Below are 14339 nucleotides of genomic sequence, written 5' to 3'. Positions count from 1 at the left end.
TCCTCCCGGGCCGTCAGCCGACGTGTGCCGCCGCCACGGCCAGCACCAGGGCCGCGCTGGAGGCGCAGCCGATCCGGCCGTCGCAGGCGGCCCTGACCGCCTCGGCCAGCGGGAGGTGGCGTACCTCCAGGCCCGTCTCACCGGGCTCCGGTGCGGGCTCGCCCGGCGTCAGGCCCTCGGCGCTCCACAGGTGGACGCGGGCCGGTGTGAGCCCGGGCAGCGGATGCAGGGCGCCCCGCGCAGTCCAGCGGCCTTCGCGGTAGCCGGTCTCCTCGGCGAGTTCGCGACGGGCGGCCGCCCGGCTGTCGTGGTCCTCCGGGCCCAGGTCACCGCCCGGCAGCTGCCACATCGTGCCGGCGAGGTAGTGGTACTGCTCGACGACCAGCAGGCGTCCCTCGACCAGCGCCGCGACCCGCACCTGGTCGGGCACCCGCACCCAGTCGTAGCGGCCCGCGCTCCCGTCGGGCTGTGTGACCTCGTCCTGGTACGCCACGAGGCGGGCGGTCGTGCACAGCGATTCCCGGTGGTGCCGCCTCCAGGGTCCTCGGGTCTCCATGCCGGGAGTTCTGCCCAGGCACCGCGACGCCATGCGCCTCGGCTGCGTGGGCGGGGCATGTGCTGGTGAGCGTAGGGAGGAGGGGCCGGGGCGCCCGGCACACGGCTCTTCCGCACAGCCGGGACCGGCGGCGCCGTGCCGTCGGGCGAGGGGACGCCGGGGCCCTACGTCTGCTGCCGGAAGGTCCCGCGGGGCACGACGGCCTACGTCAGGGCCTCCGTCCCGGGCTGGGCCAGGGTCTCGTCCTCCGTCGCCGGCGACGACACCCGCGCCTTCTCGAACTGGGTCCGGTACAGCTCGGCATACCGTCCGTCCGCGGCCAGCAGCTCCTCGTGGGTGCCCCGCTCCACGATCCGGCCGGACTCCACGACGAGGATGACGTCGGCGGCCCGTACGGTGGACAGACGGTGGGCGATGACGACGGCGGTTCGGCCCTCCAGGGCTTCCGTCAGGGCCTCCTGGACGGCCGCCTCCGAGGTGCTGTCGAGATGGGCGGTGGCCTCGTCGAGGATGACGACGCGCTGACGGGCCAGGAGCAGGCGCGCGATCGTCATCCGCTGGCGTTCGCCGCCGGACAGGCGGTAGCCGCGCTCACCGACGACCGTGTCGAGGCCGTCGGGCAGGGAACGGACGAGGTCGTCGAGACGGGCCCGGCGCAGCACCTCCCACAGGTCCTCCTCGGTAGCGTCCGCGCGGGCGAGCAGCAGATTGGCCCGTACCGTGTCGTGGAAGAGGTGGCCGTCCTGCGTCACCATGCCGAGCGTCTCGCGCAGGGACGCCGCGCTCAGCTCGCGGACGTCGATCCCGCCGACGCGCACGGCGCCTTCGTCGACGTCGTACAGCCGCGGCAGCAGAGCGGCGATGGTGGACTTGCCCGCACCCGAGGAGCCGACGAGCGCGACCGTCCGGCCCGGCTCGGCGCGGAAGGAGATCCCGTTCAGGATCCCGGCTCCGCCGCGGGCGTCCAGGGTCGCCACTTCCTCCAGTGAGGCGAGGGAGACCCGGTCGGCGGCCGGGTAGCCGAAGCGGACGTTGTCGAACTCCACGGACACCGGCCCGTCGGGGACACTCCGCGCGCCCGGCTTCTCCTCGATCAGCGGTCTGAGGTCGAGCACCTCGAAGACGCGCTCGAAGCTCACCAGGGCGCTCATCACCTCGACCCGGGCGCCTGCGAGGGAGGTGAGCGGCGCGTAGAGCCGGGTGAGCAGCAGGGCCAGCGAGACCACGGAGCCGGGCTCCAGGGTGCCGCGCAGGGCGAACCAGCCGCCGAGGCCGTACACCAGGGCGAGCGCCAGGGCGGAGACGAGGGTCAGGGCGGTGAGGAACGCGGACTGTGCCATCGCCGTCCGCACCCCGATGTCCCGCACCCGCCGGGCCCGCGCCGCGAACTCGGCGGACTCCTCCTCCGGACGCCCGAACAGCTTGACGAGGGTGGCGCCGGGCGCGGAGAAGCGCTCGGTCATCCGGGTCCCCATCGCGGCGTTGAGGTCGGCGGCCTCCCGCTGGAGCCGTGCCATACGGCTGCCCATCCGCCGCGCCGGCACCACGAAGACCGGCAGCAGCGCCAGGGCCAGCAAGGTGACCTGCCAGGACAGCGTGATCATCACGGCCAGGGTGAGCAGCAGCGTGACGAGGTTGCCGACCACCCCGGACAGGGTGTTGCTGAAGGCGCGCTGGGCGCCGATGACGTCGTTGTTGAGACGGCTGACGAGCGCTCCCGTACGGGTGCGTGTGAAGAACGCGACGGGCATGCGCTGCACATGATCGAACACAGCCGTCCGCAGATCGAGGATGAGGCCCTCCCCGAGGGTGGCCGACAGCCGGCGGCCGAGGAGCCCGAGCGCCGCCTCCGCGAGCGCGATCACGGCGATCAGCAACGACAGGCCCACGACCCTGCTCCGGTCGCCGTGCGACACGATCGCGTCGACGACGCGGCCGGCGAGTACGGGGGTCGCGACGGCGAGCAGTGCGGTCACCACACTGACCACGACGAACTCCGCGATGCGCCGGCGGTGCGGGCGGGCGAAGGCCCCGATGCGGCGCAGCGTCGCACGGGCGAGGGGCCGGTGTTCCCGCTGTGCCGTCATGACACTGTGCAGCTGGTGCCAGGCGGTGGTCTCCATGCTCATGAAATCGACGGTAGAACGTCGAGCGCCGTCGCGGTCGGCCTGCGCGGCCACTGCTGCGCGGGCGCTGGCGTGCCTTGCCCGGCGTGTCAGCCTCCGTCTGCGCGTACGCAACCTCGTGTTGGTGCGGCGCGGAAAGCCTCTGCCGATGTGACTGCCGTACGTCTCCCTCAGGGACTCCCCAGACGTGTTCCGGTCCGCCAGCTCCTGTGCCTGCTCCCGCTCGTCCTCGTGCTCGTGGTCGCGGCGGAGCACCGGTCCGTGCTGGCGGAGGGCTTCGGCCATCTGCGGTCGGCCGAGTGGCCCTGGCTGGTGGCCGCGGCCGGTGCGACCTGTCTGACCTGGGTCGCGGCCGCCGTGACCCGGCAGGGCGCAGTGGTGCAACGGCTGCCGCTGCGGCGGCTGCTGGCCACGCAGTTCGCGGCGGGCGCGGCCAATCACCTGCTGCCGACCGGGCTCGGCGCGAGCGCGGTCAATCTGCGCTTCATGACGGTGTGCGGGGTGCCGCTCGCACGCTCGTCCGCGGCGCTTGCGCTGTACATGCTCGCAGAGGCGATCACCCGGGTCGCTCTGCTGCTGGTCCTGCTGATCACGTTCCCGGACGCGCTCCACGTCGGCTCTCTCGTCCCCGCCGCGGCGGCGGGCCCGCTCCTGCTCGCGGTGGCCGGGGCGGTGTGCATCGCGGTGGCGGTTGTCCTGGCGGTGCGGCGGCTGCGCACGGCCGTGATCTCGTTCGTGCGCACGGCGCTCGGCGAGGCCCGCTCGGTGCACACCCGCCCCGCCCGCGCGCTCGCCTTGTGGGGTGGCTCGCTGGCGTTCCCCGCGCTTCAGGCGGCCGGGCTGGCCGCGGTGGGCCGGGCGCTGTCGCTTCCGGTGCCGCCCGTGCACATGGCGGTCGCGTATCTGGCGGCGACCCTCGCGGTGGCCGCCGTGCCCACCCCGGGCGGGATCGGCTCGGTGGAGGCGGCGCTGATAGTCGCCCTGGTGGCGGCCGGCGGTCCGGTGGCCGTGGCGACGGCGGTGGTCCTGGCGTACCGGATCATCACGGTGTGGCTGCCGCTGCTGCCGGGTGCACTGACGCTGGGGGCGCTGGTGCGGCTGAAAGTGATCTGACCGGGGCCTGCGACCGCGTCTACGGTTCCCCACCGGACGGCGGCAGCGGCCGTACCGGGGAGTAACCTCGCGGGGTCAGCCCTTCCCCGCCCGTGAAGGAGGCAGCCCGATGCCGGTCCGGATCGAACGTCAGGGGTATGTCACCACCGTCGTCCTCTCCCGCCCCGAGGCCCGTAACGCGGTGGACGGGCCGACCGCCGCCGCGCTCGCCGACGCCTTCCGGGCGTTCGAGGCGGACCCCTCGGCGCGCGTGGCGGTGCTGTGGGGCGAGGGCGGGACGTTCTGCGCGGGCGCCGATCTGAAGGCGGTCGGGACCGAGCGCGGCAACCGGGTGGCCCAGGACGGCGACGGGCCGATGGGGCCGACCCGGCTGCGGCTGTCCAAGCCGGTGATCGCGGCGGTCGCCGGGCATGCGGTGGCCGGGGGTCTGGAGCTGGCGCTCTGGTGCGATCTGCGGGTCGCCGAGGAGGACGCGGTGTTCGGTGTCTTCTGCCGCCGCTGGGGCGTACCGCTCATCGACGGCGGCACGGTACGGCTGCCGCGGCTGATCGGCACCAGCCGTGCGCTGGACATGATCCTCACCGGCCGTCCGGTCCCGGCCGGGGAGGCCCATGGGATGGGGCTCGCCAACCGCGTCGTGCCGACCGGCCGCGCTCGCGCCGAGGCGGAGGAACTGGCCGCCGAGATCGCCCGCTTTCCGCAGGCGTGCCTGCGCGGCGACCGCGCCTCGGTCCTCGACCAGGAGGGGCTGGACGAGCAGGCGGCACTGCGGGGCGAACTCCGGTACGGCATGGATGTCCTGGCGGAGGGTCTGGAAGGTGCGGGCCGCTTCGCGTCCGGGGCCGGGCGGCACGGGTCGTTCACGGACCTGTGACCGCGCGCGGGCCGACGGACGCCGCCCCGCGGTCAACGGCTGGTCCACGACGCCCCTTTCACGGTCTGACGCCGTCATACGGCAGGATGAATCCTCGCTCCGGACGACCGACACCGTTCCGGGCGTGATCGTGCATCCCGTGATACGAGCAGGTGGCAAGTGACGACTCCTCACATCCGGCCCTGGGGCCCTCTCTTCGGCGCGGGAGGTGACCGGTGAACCGCGCGCTCACCCTCGACGACCTGATCCTCGCCGGAATCGCCCTGGCCGCGGGCCTGCTGGCGGCCTTCCTGCTGCGCATGCTGCTGCGCTGGCTGGGCCGGCACGCGAGCCGTACCCGGTGGAGCGGCGACGACGTGATCGTGGACGCGCTGCGCACCGTGGTGCCCTGGTCGGCCATCACCGGCGGCGCGGCCTCCGCGGCGGCGGTGCTGCCGCTCACCCGGACGGTGCAGCACCATGTCAACCAGACCCTGAGTGTGCTGCTCATCTTTGTCGTGACGCTGACGGCCGCCCGGGTCATCGCGGGTCTGGTGCGGACGGTCACCCAGTCCCGGTCCGGGGTCGCCGGGTCGGCCACGATCTTCGTCAACATCACCCGGGTCGTGGTACTGGCCCTCGGTTTCCTGGTGACGCTGCAGACGCTGGGCATCTCCATAGCGCCGCTGCTCACCGCCCTGGGTGTGGGCGGTCTGGCCGTCGCCCTCGCCCTTCAGGACACCCTCGCGAACCTGTTCGCGGGCGTCCACATCCTCGCCTCCAAGACCGTTCAGCCGGGTGACTACATCCGGCTGAGCAGCGGCGAGGAGGGCTATGTCGTCGACATCAACTGGCGGCAGACCACCGTCCGCCAGCTCTCCAACAACCTGGTCGTCATCCCCAACGGGCAGCTCGCCAAGACCAATATGATCAACTACACCCGTCCCGAGCAGCAGTTGACCGTGCTGGTCCAGGTGGGGGTCGGTTACGACAGTGACCTGGAGCATGTGGAGAAGGTGACCACCGAGGTCGTCGCCGAGGTGATGACGGAGATCACGGGAGCCGTCCCGGACCACGAACCGGCGGTCCGCTTCCACACGTTCGGCGACTCCCGGATCGGCTTCACGGTGATCCTGGGCGTCGGCGAGTTCAGCGACCAGTACCGGATCAAGCACGAGTTCATCAAGCGCCTGCACAAGCGGTACCGGGCCGAGGGGATCCGCATCCCGGCACCGACGCGGACGGTGGCGCTGCACCAGGGCTCGGCCGCCATACCGCCGCCTCGCACCGGCGACGACGTGGTGATCGAGCACGGCGGCAGGGACACCGCCTGACCCTCGGGACGCCCCCTGGCCGTCGGGACGCCCCCTAGCCGTCGGGACGCCCCCTGGCCCTCGGGCCGACGAGGGGTCTCGCCGGACCGGCACGGGCCGGTCCGGCGGTCATAAGCTCGAAGGAGCATGAACGCCTCCCCCGAATCCCCGACGCCCGAGCCCCCGGCTCCCGGACCCCCGACGCCCCAGCCCCCGGCTCCCGGACCCCCGACGCCCGACGCTCCAGGCCCGATGGACCGGTCGCTCGACCAGCGGCTGGACCGGATCGCGCGCCATCCCTTCCGCGCCAAGTTCCATCTGCGCGGCCGCGACCGGGCGACCGCCGAGCTGAGCGGCCCCTCCACTCTCCGGTGGCACGCGTACGACCTCATCGCCAAGCGGCTGGCACCGGCGGAGCCGTACAAGGACGGGAAGCAGACCCCCTACCGGGGCCATCCGGTCTTCGTCGCCCAGCACGCGACCGCGACATGCTGCCGTACCTGCCTGCAGCGCTGGCACGAGATCCCGAAGGGGCGGGAGCTGAGCCGTGCGGAGCGCGCCTATGTGGTGGAGGTGATCTGCCGCTGGATCGAGCGGGAGATGGCGGACGCATGGGGCGCCGGCCCCGGCTCGGCGCGGGAGGACCGGACGTGACGCGACCTGCCCGGTCGGGCCTTCCGCCACGCCGGGAGGCGAGGCCGGGCGCCCGGGCGGCCCTTCGGGGCGTCCGTGGCGCGGGCCACTGTCGAGAGGGGTGCGCACACGAGATATCTTGATGTCGAGCAATGTTGCAGACGTGGAGCGGAGCACCCGGTGACTGACTCGACCATCATTTACACGCACACTGACGAGGCCCCGGCCCTGGCGACGTATTCCTTCCTGCCGGTGGTCCGGGCTTACGCCTCGCAGGCGGGTGTCGCTGTGGAGACCCGTGACATCTCGCTGGCCGGGCGCATCCTCGCGGTCTTCCCCGAGTACCTCGACGAGGACCTGCGGATCAACGACGACCTCGCTGAGCTGGGCGAGCTGGCCAAGACCCCCGCGGCCAACATCATCAAGCTGCCGAACATCTCGGCGTCCGTCCCGCAGCTGAAGGCGGCCGTCGCCGAGCTGCAGGCCAAGGGCTACGCGCTGCCGGACTACCCGGACGAGCCGAAGTCCGACGAGGAGCGGGAGATCCGCGCCCGTTACGACAAGGTCAAGGGCTCCGCCGTGAACCCGGTGCTGCGCGAGGGCAACTCCGACCGCCGTGCCCCGGCCTCGGTGAAGAACTACGCCAAGACCCACCCGCACCGCATGGGCGCCTGGACGCCGGAGTCGAAGACGAACGTCGCGACCATGGGCGTGGACGACTTCCGTTCCACCGAGAAGTCCGCGGTGATCTCCGAGGCCGGTTCGCTCCGTATCGAGCTCAAGGGTGACGACGGCTCCACCACCGTGCTGCGCGAGTCCGTGCCCGTCCTCGAGGGCGAGGTCGTGGACGCCTCGGTGATGCGCGTCGCCGCGCTGCGCGAGTTCCTGACCGCGCAGGTCGCCCGCGCCAAGGAGGAGGGCGTCCTGTTCTCCGTGCACCTGAAGGCCACGATGATGAAGGTCTCCGACCCGATCGTCTTCGGTCACGTGGTACGCGCCTTCTTCCCGAAGACGTTCGCGAAGTACGGTGAGACGTTCGCCGCGGCCGGCCTGACGCCGAACGACGGTCTGGGCGGCATCTTCAAGGGCCTGGAGGCCCTGCCGAACGGCGAGGAGATCAAGGCCTCCTTCGACGCCGAGCTGGCCGAGGGTCCCGCGCTGGCCATGGTCGACTCCGACAAGGGCATCACCAACCTGCACGTCCCGTCCGACGTCATCGTCGACGCCTCCATGCCGGCCATGATCCGCACCTCCGGTCACATGTGGGGCCCGGACGGCCAGGAGCACGACACCCTCGCGGTCCTGCCGGACTCCAGCTACTCCGGCGTCTACCAGGCCGTGATCGACGACTGCCGCGCGAACGGCGCCTACGACCCCGCCACCATGGGCTCCGTGCCGAACGTGGGCCTGATGGCGCAGAAGGCCGAGGAGTACGGCAGCCACGACAAGACCTTCGAGATCCCCACCACGGGTACCGTCCGTCTCGTCGACCAGGCCGGCAACGTCGTGCTGGAGCAGACCGTCTCCGCCGGTGACATCTTCCGTGCCTGCCAGACCAAGGACGCCCCGATCAAGGACTGGGTGAAGCTCGCCGTCACCCGCGCCCGCGCCACCGGCGACCCGGCGGTGTTCTGGCTGGACGAGACCCGCGCCCACGACGCCAACCTGGTCGCCAAGGTCAAGGAGTACCTGCGGGAGCACGACACCGAGGGCCTGGACATCCGCATCCTGCCCCCGGTCGAGGCGACCAAGCTGTCCGTGGAGCGCATCCGCCGCGGCGAGAACACCATTTCCGTCACCGGCAACGTGCTGCGCGACTACCTGACCGACCTGTTCCCGATCCTGGAGCTGGGCACCAGCGCCAAGATGCTGTCGGTCGTCCCGCTGATGGCGGGCGGCGGCCTGTTCGAGACGGGCGCCGGCGGCTCCGCCCCGAAGCACGTCCAGCAGCTGGTCAAGGAGAACTACCTGCGCTGGGACTCCCTCGGCGAGTTCTTCGCGCTCGTGCCGTCCCTGGAGCAGTACGCGAAGACCACCGGCAACCAGCGCGCCCAGGTCCTCGCCGACACCCTCGACCGCGCCACGGCGACCTTCCTCAACGAGGACAAGTCCCCGACCCGTCGCCTCGGCGGCATCGACAACCGCGGCAGCCACTTCTACCTGTCCCTGTACTGGGCGCAGGAGCTGGCCCGGCAGACCGACGACGCGGAGCTGGCCAAGGCGTTCGCCCCGCTCGCCGATCAGCTCGCCGCCAATGAGCAGAAGATCGTCGACGAGCTGATCGCCGTCCAGGGCAAGCCGGCCGACATCGGCGGCTACTACCAGCCCGACCCGGCCAAGGCCTCCGAGGTCATGCGCCCCTCGGCGACCTGGAACCAGCTGCTGACGACGCTCGCGTAAGCGGGGTTTGCGCGGCACCCGCACCGGCGTGACCACGACCGCCCCGGCCGGATCCGATCCGGCCGGGGCGGTCGTGTCCGTGCGGGCCGCACCGGAGTGTCGATCCGGCGCCGCTCCGCGTCAAGAGTGGTCCGGGGGCTGCAGCCCGGAGCACCGGCCGTTCCTTGACGGCCCCAGGTGTGACTGATTGAGTACTCACATGCACAAGGACCGCCCCCGCCAGTTGTCCACCGCCGAAGAGCGCCGCGAGACCGTGCTGCGCACCGCGATCGGGGCGTTCGCCGCGCGCGGCTACTTCGGCACCACCACGGCCGAGGTCGCCAAGGCGGCGGGCATCTCCCAGGCGTACGTCTACCGGCTCTTCCCCAACAAGGAACTGCTGTTCGTCGCCGTGGTCGAACACTGCTTCGTACAGGTGAGGGCGAGTCTCGAGCGTGCGGCCGCCGAGGCCAGGGGCGGCTCCCCCGAGGTGGTGCTGACCGCCATGGGGGACGCCTACGCCAAGCTGATCAGCAACAACGACCTGATGCTGATCCAGTTGCACGCCCAGGCGGCGGCCGTCTCGGAACCCGCGGTGCGCGAGGCCGTCCGGCAGGGTTACGCCCGGCTGGTGGAGTACGTCCGCGGCGCGTCGGGCGGCAGCGAGGAGCAGATCCAGACCTTCTTCGCCGTGGGCATGCTGTGCCATCTGATCGTCTCGATGGGGGCCGACGAGGTGGAGGCCCCCTGGACGCGGACCCTGACGGCAGGGATCACCCACTACTGACCGCGGGGACGAGACCCGGCGGGGCGTCTCCACCCGTCGGCCACTCGATCTGGTGAGTGACTGACCATGCACCTGGCCGGTGTCTGACATCCGTGCCGACTGGAACGTGATGAGGGCACCGTCATCACGGCGGCCCTACCGGCCTGCGGCGGGCGGGCCGCGAGTGGTGCGGACGGTCAGCCGAGTTCCGTGTCCAGCCAGGTGAGGATCTCGGGGGTCACCGGGTCGGTGATGTCGGCGAACCCCTCATGCCTCTCCAGGAACTTCGCCACGTACGGGCAGACCGGAACGATGCGCTTGCCCTGGGCACGCACATCGGTGAGCGCCTCCTGGACCAGCCGGGAGGCCAGGCCCTGTCCGGCAAACTCCTTGTCGACCTCCGTGTGGTAGAAGACGCGCTGGTCGCCGCGGTCGCGGTACGCGGTCAGACCGGCGCGCTCGCCGTCGACCAGGATTTCGTAGCGGTTCCTGGCGTCTGCCCGCTCGACGACCGGAGCGGCGGAAGACTGGCTCATGGGATGCCTTTCGACTGGGTGTCGGTGCGTTCGAGCGTGGGTCAGTGACGTGCTGGGTTCTTGCGCGGCGTGATGACGGCGTTCGGCAGAGCCGGCGCGGGAAGCCGGTTTCCCGGATATCCCTCGACGGCGCCGAAGCGGTCGGAGCGGTTCTCCCAGTCCGCCCGCGCCCTGACGATGTCCTCGTGGCTGCGGCCGATGAAGTTCCACCACATGACGATCTCCTCCTCGAAGGGAGTTCCGCCGAGCAGCACGGTCCGCGCGGGGTCCTCCGCATCGTTCGTCAGGGTCAGCGCGCCGGATCCGGGGTGGACATAGGCCAACTCCGCGGGACGCAGGCTCACATCGGCGATCCGGACGTTCCCGTGGTCGACGAGGAGGCCGTGTTCGAAGCCGGGGTCGACGGCGAGCGTGACCGTCGCGTGGGGCTCCAGGACGATCTCGGCGCCGAGCAGGGGCGTGAAGGTCCGTACCGGGGACGAGGCTCCCGCGAGGGAGCCGAGGAAGACCCTGATCTCGGCGCCGTCGATCCGCAGGGGCTCGGGCACATGGTGCTGAAAGTCCCGGGGCACGTGGCGGTGTTCCGAGGGCAGCGCGACCCAGAGCTGGACGCCGTGCAGAACCGTGGTCCGCGGGGTGGAGACCTCCGAGTGGCTGATGCCGTGCCCGCCCGTCATGAGGTTCAGCTCGCCGGGCCTGACGAAGGCGTGGCTGCCCAGGCTGTCGCGGTGCTCGATCTCCCCGCTGAAGAGCCAGCTCACCGTCTGAAGTCCGGTGTGGGGGTGCGGGGCGACGTCCATGCCGCCGGTCGCGGCGACATCGTCGGGGCCGTAGTGATCGGCGAAGCACCAGGCTCCGATCAGGGTCCGGGCCCGCTGGGGCAGTGTGCGCCGCACGGTCATCGCCCGGGGGCCGCCGAGCGGCACGTCACGCGGGGTGAGCACGTCGACCCGCGGCCCCCGCGTCGGCTGCCCGCCGTCGGCCACCGCCTTGCAGCGCACCTGGACCGGCTCTGTCTCGACGTTGCTCACCGTTACCGCCTTCCGGTGTTCCATAATGGTTTCATATTAAACAACTATCGCTCGATCATAGTAACGATGGCGGTGTCACTTACGCGATCGAGCGACGGGCCGGAAGCGGCCGCCGAAGGAGCCCCGAGTTGACCAGCCCCACGACGCACCCCGCCCATCCGCGGATCTTCATCGACAAGCAGAGCCCCGCGGCCTACCGCGCACTGGTCGGGACATCGGAGGCGGTGCACGCCGTCGCCGCCGACGCAGGACTCGAACGTGCCCTCGTCGAGCTGATCAACCTCCGGGTCTCGCAGATCAACGGGTGCGCGTACTGCCTCGACGTACACACCAGGGCCGCCCAACGCGCGGGCGAGACCGCGCAGCGGCTGGGGGTGCTGGCGGCCTGGCGGGACACCGAGCTGTTCACCCACGAGGAGCGCGCCGCGCTCGCCCTGGCGGAGGCCACCACCGACCCGAGGGACGCCACCGCCCAGGAGACCGCGTACGAGGCGGCCCGCCGGGTGCTCACGGACGACCAGATCTCCGCGGTGGTCTGGGTGGCGATCACCATCAACGCGTTCAACCGGCTCTCGATCATGAGCAGGCACCCGGTCCGGCCGATCGACGGCCACCGCCGCACGGTCATCTCCGGTGGAGATCACTGACATCCCAAGTCATCCCCTGGAACATCCAAAGTCATCACCCGGAACGTGGTGCGCCCGCTCGGCGAACCGCTGGGCTCCCGTTCTCACGAACCAGGGGCGCGGAAGGCGACCTGCCGACGGGCGGCCTCGTCGATCTCGTCGAGGGTGAGGAGAGGGGTGGCCCGGGTGTGGAGGGCGCCGCTGGCCTTGACGGTGAGGCTGACGGCGGCCATGGAGACCGGGTCGGGGAAGTCGATGATGAGCACGATGTCGTCCTCGCCGAAGGCGAAATACATGGCCTCGAGGCTCCCGCCGAGGCCGGTGACGACCTGTTCGACGGCGGCGCGGCGGCCACTCGCGCCTTCCGTCAGCAGACCCTTCGTGCCCTCGGGCGTGTACGTGGCCTGGATGAGGAACTTCGGCATGCGGACACTCCCTGCCCATCGCTTGTCGGGTAGGGACGGCCTTCCCGCTGTCGCATCGGCAGCCCCGCACCACACGGCGGGATTCACTCGTCCGCCGTTGCGGTCGGCCCAACGCCGGCGGAGGTGGCGGTGTCTCGCGCGGGTGAGGAGTGCCCTGCCGCCGACGTGGGCCGAGGCACGTGCGAGATCCGCCAGGATGCCGTCGACCAGCGCGTACGCCCTCGTGATGCGCAGTGCCTTGGTCGGGGCGGAGGCCGCCGGGCGAACGGGCCACGACGGTGCGGACGCAGGCGAGTGACACGCGCACGACGCAAGCGGTTGAACGTACGATCAGGCAATGCCTGACACGACCGAAACCTCGCCCGGCTGGCTGACTCCCGACGAACTCGAGCTGGCACGTGCCCGCATGCCGATCCTGTACGTGGAAGCCGTGCCCGTGCGCGTCGACGACAGCGGCGAAGTCACCAGCGTCGGACTGCTGTTGCGGATCGGGCCCGACGGGACCGTCAGCCGCACCCTGGTCTCCGGGCGGGTGCTGCACCACGAACGGGTGCGGGACGCGCTCCTGCGGCACCTGGAGAAGGACCTCGGACCGGTGGCGCTCCCCCGCGTCCCGTCCTCCCTCCAGCCCTTCACCGTGGCCGAATACTTCCCGACCCTGGGGATCACCCCGTTCCACGACCCCCGCCAGCACGCGGTGGCCCTCGCCTACATCGTCCCGGTGGCCGGAGACTGCCGCCCCCGCCAGGACGCACTCGACCTGGAGTGGTTCAGTCCGCAGGAGGCGGCCTCGGCCGTGGTCCAGAACGACATGCCGGGCGGGCAGGGCGTCCTCCTCAAGCAGGCACTGGCCCACGTCGGCTGTCTGTCCTGAGCGACACGCCCGGCGGGACCTCATGGCGGTCCCCTCCCGTCCGTACCCGCGGGTGCGGACGGGAGGCGCTGGCCTGAGGCGCGCCCCGGGTCAGGGGCGGCAGTCCAGGCCGGTGAGGTCTACCGCGTCGGCCATCGCCTGCATCCCCTTGTCATCGGGGTGCAGATGGTCGCCGCCGTCGAAGAACGGCAGGATCCGTTCGGGGTCGTGGGGACTGCGCAGGATCCGGTCGAAGTCGGTGACCGCGTCGAACTCCCCGCTGTCCCTGACGAACACATTGACCTCCCGGCGTACGGCCTCGGCGGCGGGTCCCACTCCGGCCAGCCCTTGAAGGGGGCGACGGTGGCCCCGACCACGCACGTCCCGGCGGAGTGGGCGCGGGCGAGGAACTGCCGGTCGCCCGCGATCGGGTCCGGTGCCGTGACGCCTGTGTGGGCCTTGATGTCGTTGACGCCCTCGAAGAGGAAGACCGTGCGGACGCCCGGGTGGGAGAGGACGTCGCGCCCCGAACGGTTCAGGGCGCTTCGGCCCGCGCCGTCCGCGAGGACCTTGTTTCCGGGGGTCCCCTCGTCGGCCACCCCCCTTGACCGCCGTACCGGCCTGCCGGAGCCGGCGGGCCGGATAGTCGGGCCAGCGGCGGTTGGTGTCGGACGTGGACGCCCAGCCGTCCGTGAGGGAATCGCCCAGGGCGACCAGTGCGCCGGTGGCGGCGTCGGTCCGTACGGTGACGGCGTCGAGGTAGAAGCAGGAACCCGTGTTCTGCGTCCAGCCGGCCGCGGTCTGATCGGCGGTGTGATCGCCCCCGGCCGTGTACGACGTCTGCATCGCCATCCCGTGCCCGGTGGCCGGACCCGCCGCGTCCGGGGAGTGGAGGCTGACCACCAGGTCGGTCGCGGCGGGCAGCCGGCCCGGCAGAGGGTCGCTGTACGCCGTGGCGCCCGCGGGCAGGGTCACTGAGGACGCGCCGCCGAAGGTCAGCCGCCGGTTGCTGCCACGGATCAGTCCGGCGCCCTGCTGCCGCCGGCCTGCGTAGACGCTGTCGAAGGTGACCGCCCGGTCGCCGAAGCAGGCTTGCCTTGCACACGGGACCATGTGACATAGTACTGAT

General features: G+C 71.6%; 13 protein-coding genes and 1 pseudogene. 8 read left to right on the top strand and 6 right to left on the bottom strand.

The annotated features are described in order from the left end of the window. Positions 1–13: 13 nt before the first annotated feature. Positions 14–556 carry an NUDIX domain-containing protein gene (locus tag LZ604_RS18635; RefSeq protein ID WP_234516498.1) on the bottom strand — a complete coding sequence of 181 codons (543 nt, stop codon included), beginning with the start codon at positions 554–556 and terminating at the stop codon, positions 14–16. Between the two features lie 203 nt (positions 557–759). Further along, positions 760–2679 (bottom strand): ABC transporter ATP-binding protein, encoded by a 1920-nt coding sequence (locus tag LZ604_RS18630; protein ID WP_234516582.1) that lies wholly within the window; start codon positions 2677–2679, stop codon positions 760–762. A 153-nt stretch (positions 2680–2832) separates the two neighbouring features. Here LZ604_RS18630 and LZ604_RS18625 point away from each other — a divergent pair, with 153 nt between their 5' ends. The 6 genes from LZ604_RS18625 (at position 2833) to LZ604_RS18600 (ending at position 9760) form a co-directional block, all read left to right on the top strand. Then, positions 2833–3795, top strand: coding sequence for a lysylphosphatidylglycerol synthase transmembrane domain-containing protein (locus LZ604_RS18625; RefSeq protein ID WP_234516496.1), 963 nt, complete (start codon positions 2833–2835; stop codon positions 3793–3795). Positions 3796–3904: 109 nt separating this feature from the next. Further along, complete coding sequence (locus tag LZ604_RS18620; RefSeq protein WP_234516494.1) at positions 3905–4669, top strand: crotonase/enoyl-CoA hydratase family protein; 765 nt, start codon at positions 3905–3907, stop codon at positions 4667–4669. A gap of 215 nt (positions 4670–4884) precedes the next feature. Continuing rightward, positions 4885–5982 (top strand): mechanosensitive ion channel family protein, encoded by a 1098-nt coding sequence (locus tag LZ604_RS18615; protein WP_234516492.1) that lies wholly within the window; start codon positions 4885–4887, stop codon positions 5980–5982. 231 nt (positions 5983–6213) lie between these two features. Further along, entirely contained in the window at positions 6214–6615 is a 402-nt protein-coding gene (locus LZ604_RS18610) for a DUF4186 domain-containing protein (protein WP_234516490.1), read from the top strand. 159 nt (positions 6616–6774) lie between these two features. Further along, positions 6775–8994, top strand: a complete 2220-nt coding sequence (locus LZ604_RS18605) for an NADP-dependent isocitrate dehydrogenase (RefSeq protein WP_234516488.1) — start codon at positions 6775–6777, stop codon at positions 8992–8994. A 199-nt stretch (positions 8995–9193) separates the two neighbouring features. Then, the gene (locus LZ604_RS18600; RefSeq protein WP_234516486.1) at positions 9194–9760 is read left to right on the top strand and encodes a TetR/AcrR family transcriptional regulator; all 567 of its coding nucleotides are present in this window, start codon (positions 9194–9196) and stop codon (positions 9758–9760) included. Positions 9761–9936: 176 nt separating this feature from the next. On the opposite strand, the gene LZ604_RS18595 is transcribed toward LZ604_RS18600, so the two are convergent. Together LZ604_RS18595 and LZ604_RS18590 are read right to left on the bottom strand one after the other, a co-directional pair. Then, the gene (locus LZ604_RS18595) at positions 9937–10275 is read right to left on the bottom strand and encodes a GNAT family N-acetyltransferase (RefSeq protein ID WP_234516484.1); all 339 of its coding nucleotides are present in this window, start codon (positions 10273–10275) and stop codon (positions 9937–9939) included. 41 nt (positions 10276–10316) lie between these two features. Then, complete coding sequence (locus LZ604_RS18590; protein WP_234516482.1) at positions 10317–11306, bottom strand: pirin family protein; 990 nt, start codon at positions 11304–11306, stop codon at positions 10317–10319. Between the two features lie 128 nt (positions 11307–11434). Between LZ604_RS18590 and LZ604_RS18585 the strand changes: the two genes are divergently transcribed. After that, positions 11435–11953 carry a carboxymuconolactone decarboxylase family protein gene (locus LZ604_RS18585; RefSeq protein WP_234516481.1) on the top strand — a complete coding sequence of 173 codons (519 nt, stop codon included), beginning with the start codon at positions 11435–11437 and terminating at the stop codon, positions 11951–11953. 83 nt (positions 11954–12036) lie between these two features. Here the strand turns inward: LZ604_RS18585 and LZ604_RS18580 are convergent, their stop codons facing one another. After that, positions 12037–12357, bottom strand: coding sequence for a GYD domain-containing protein (locus tag LZ604_RS18580; protein ID WP_234516480.1), 321 nt, complete (start codon positions 12355–12357; stop codon positions 12037–12039). A 337-nt stretch (positions 12358–12694) separates the two neighbouring features. Between LZ604_RS18580 and LZ604_RS18575 the strand changes: the two genes are divergently transcribed. Then, complete coding sequence (locus tag LZ604_RS18575) at positions 12695–13231, top strand: NUDIX hydrolase family protein (RefSeq protein ID WP_234516479.1); 537 nt, start codon at positions 12695–12697, stop codon at positions 13229–13231. Between the two features lie 90 nt (positions 13232–13321). Here the strand turns inward: LZ604_RS18575 and LZ604_RS18570 are convergent. Further along, positions 13322–14296: pseudogene (locus LZ604_RS18570) on the bottom strand (SGNH/GDSL hydrolase family protein); the annotation flags it as partial. Positions 14297–14339: the final 43 nt, after the last annotated feature.

It is taken from the genome of Streptomyces glomeratus (assembly GCF_021462825.1).
Classification (GTDB): domain Bacteria; phylum Actinomycetota; class Actinomycetes; order Streptomycetales; family Streptomycetaceae; genus Streptomyces; species Streptomyces glomeratus.
This window is presented reverse-complemented; position numbering and strand designations above follow the sequence as displayed.

Excerpts from the sequence above, each read along its gene's own strand:
- LZ604_RS18635 (WP_234516498.1), bottom strand. The coding sequence starts at position 556 with ATGGAGACCCGAGGACCCTGGAGGCGGCACCACCGGGAATCGCTGTGC.
- LZ604_RS18630 (WP_234516582.1), bottom strand. The coding sequence starts at position 2,679 with ATGGAGACCACCGCCTGGCACCAGCTGCACAGTGTCATGACGGCACAG.
- LZ604_RS18620 (WP_234516494.1), top strand. The coding sequence starts at position 3,905 with ATGCCGGTCCGGATCGAACGTCAGGGGTATGTCACCACCGTCGTCCTC.
- LZ604_RS18610 (WP_234516490.1), top strand. The coding sequence starts at position 6,214 with ATGGACCGGTCGCTCGACCAGCGGCTGGACCGGATCGCGCGCCATCCC.
- LZ604_RS18600 (WP_234516486.1), top strand. The coding sequence starts at position 9,194 with ATGCACAAGGACCGCCCCCGCCAGTTGTCCACCGCCGAAGAGCGCCGC.
- LZ604_RS18595 (WP_234516484.1), bottom strand. The coding sequence starts at position 10,275 with ATGAGCCAGTCTTCCGCCGCTCCGGTCGTCGAGCGGGCAGACGCCAGG.
- LZ604_RS18580 (WP_234516480.1), bottom strand. The coding sequence starts at position 12,357 with ATGCCGAAGTTCCTCATCCAGGCCACGTACACGCCCGAGGGCACGAAG.
- LZ604_RS18575 (WP_234516479.1), top strand. The coding sequence starts at position 12,695 with ATGCCTGACACGACCGAAACCTCGCCCGGCTGGCTGACTCCCGACGAA.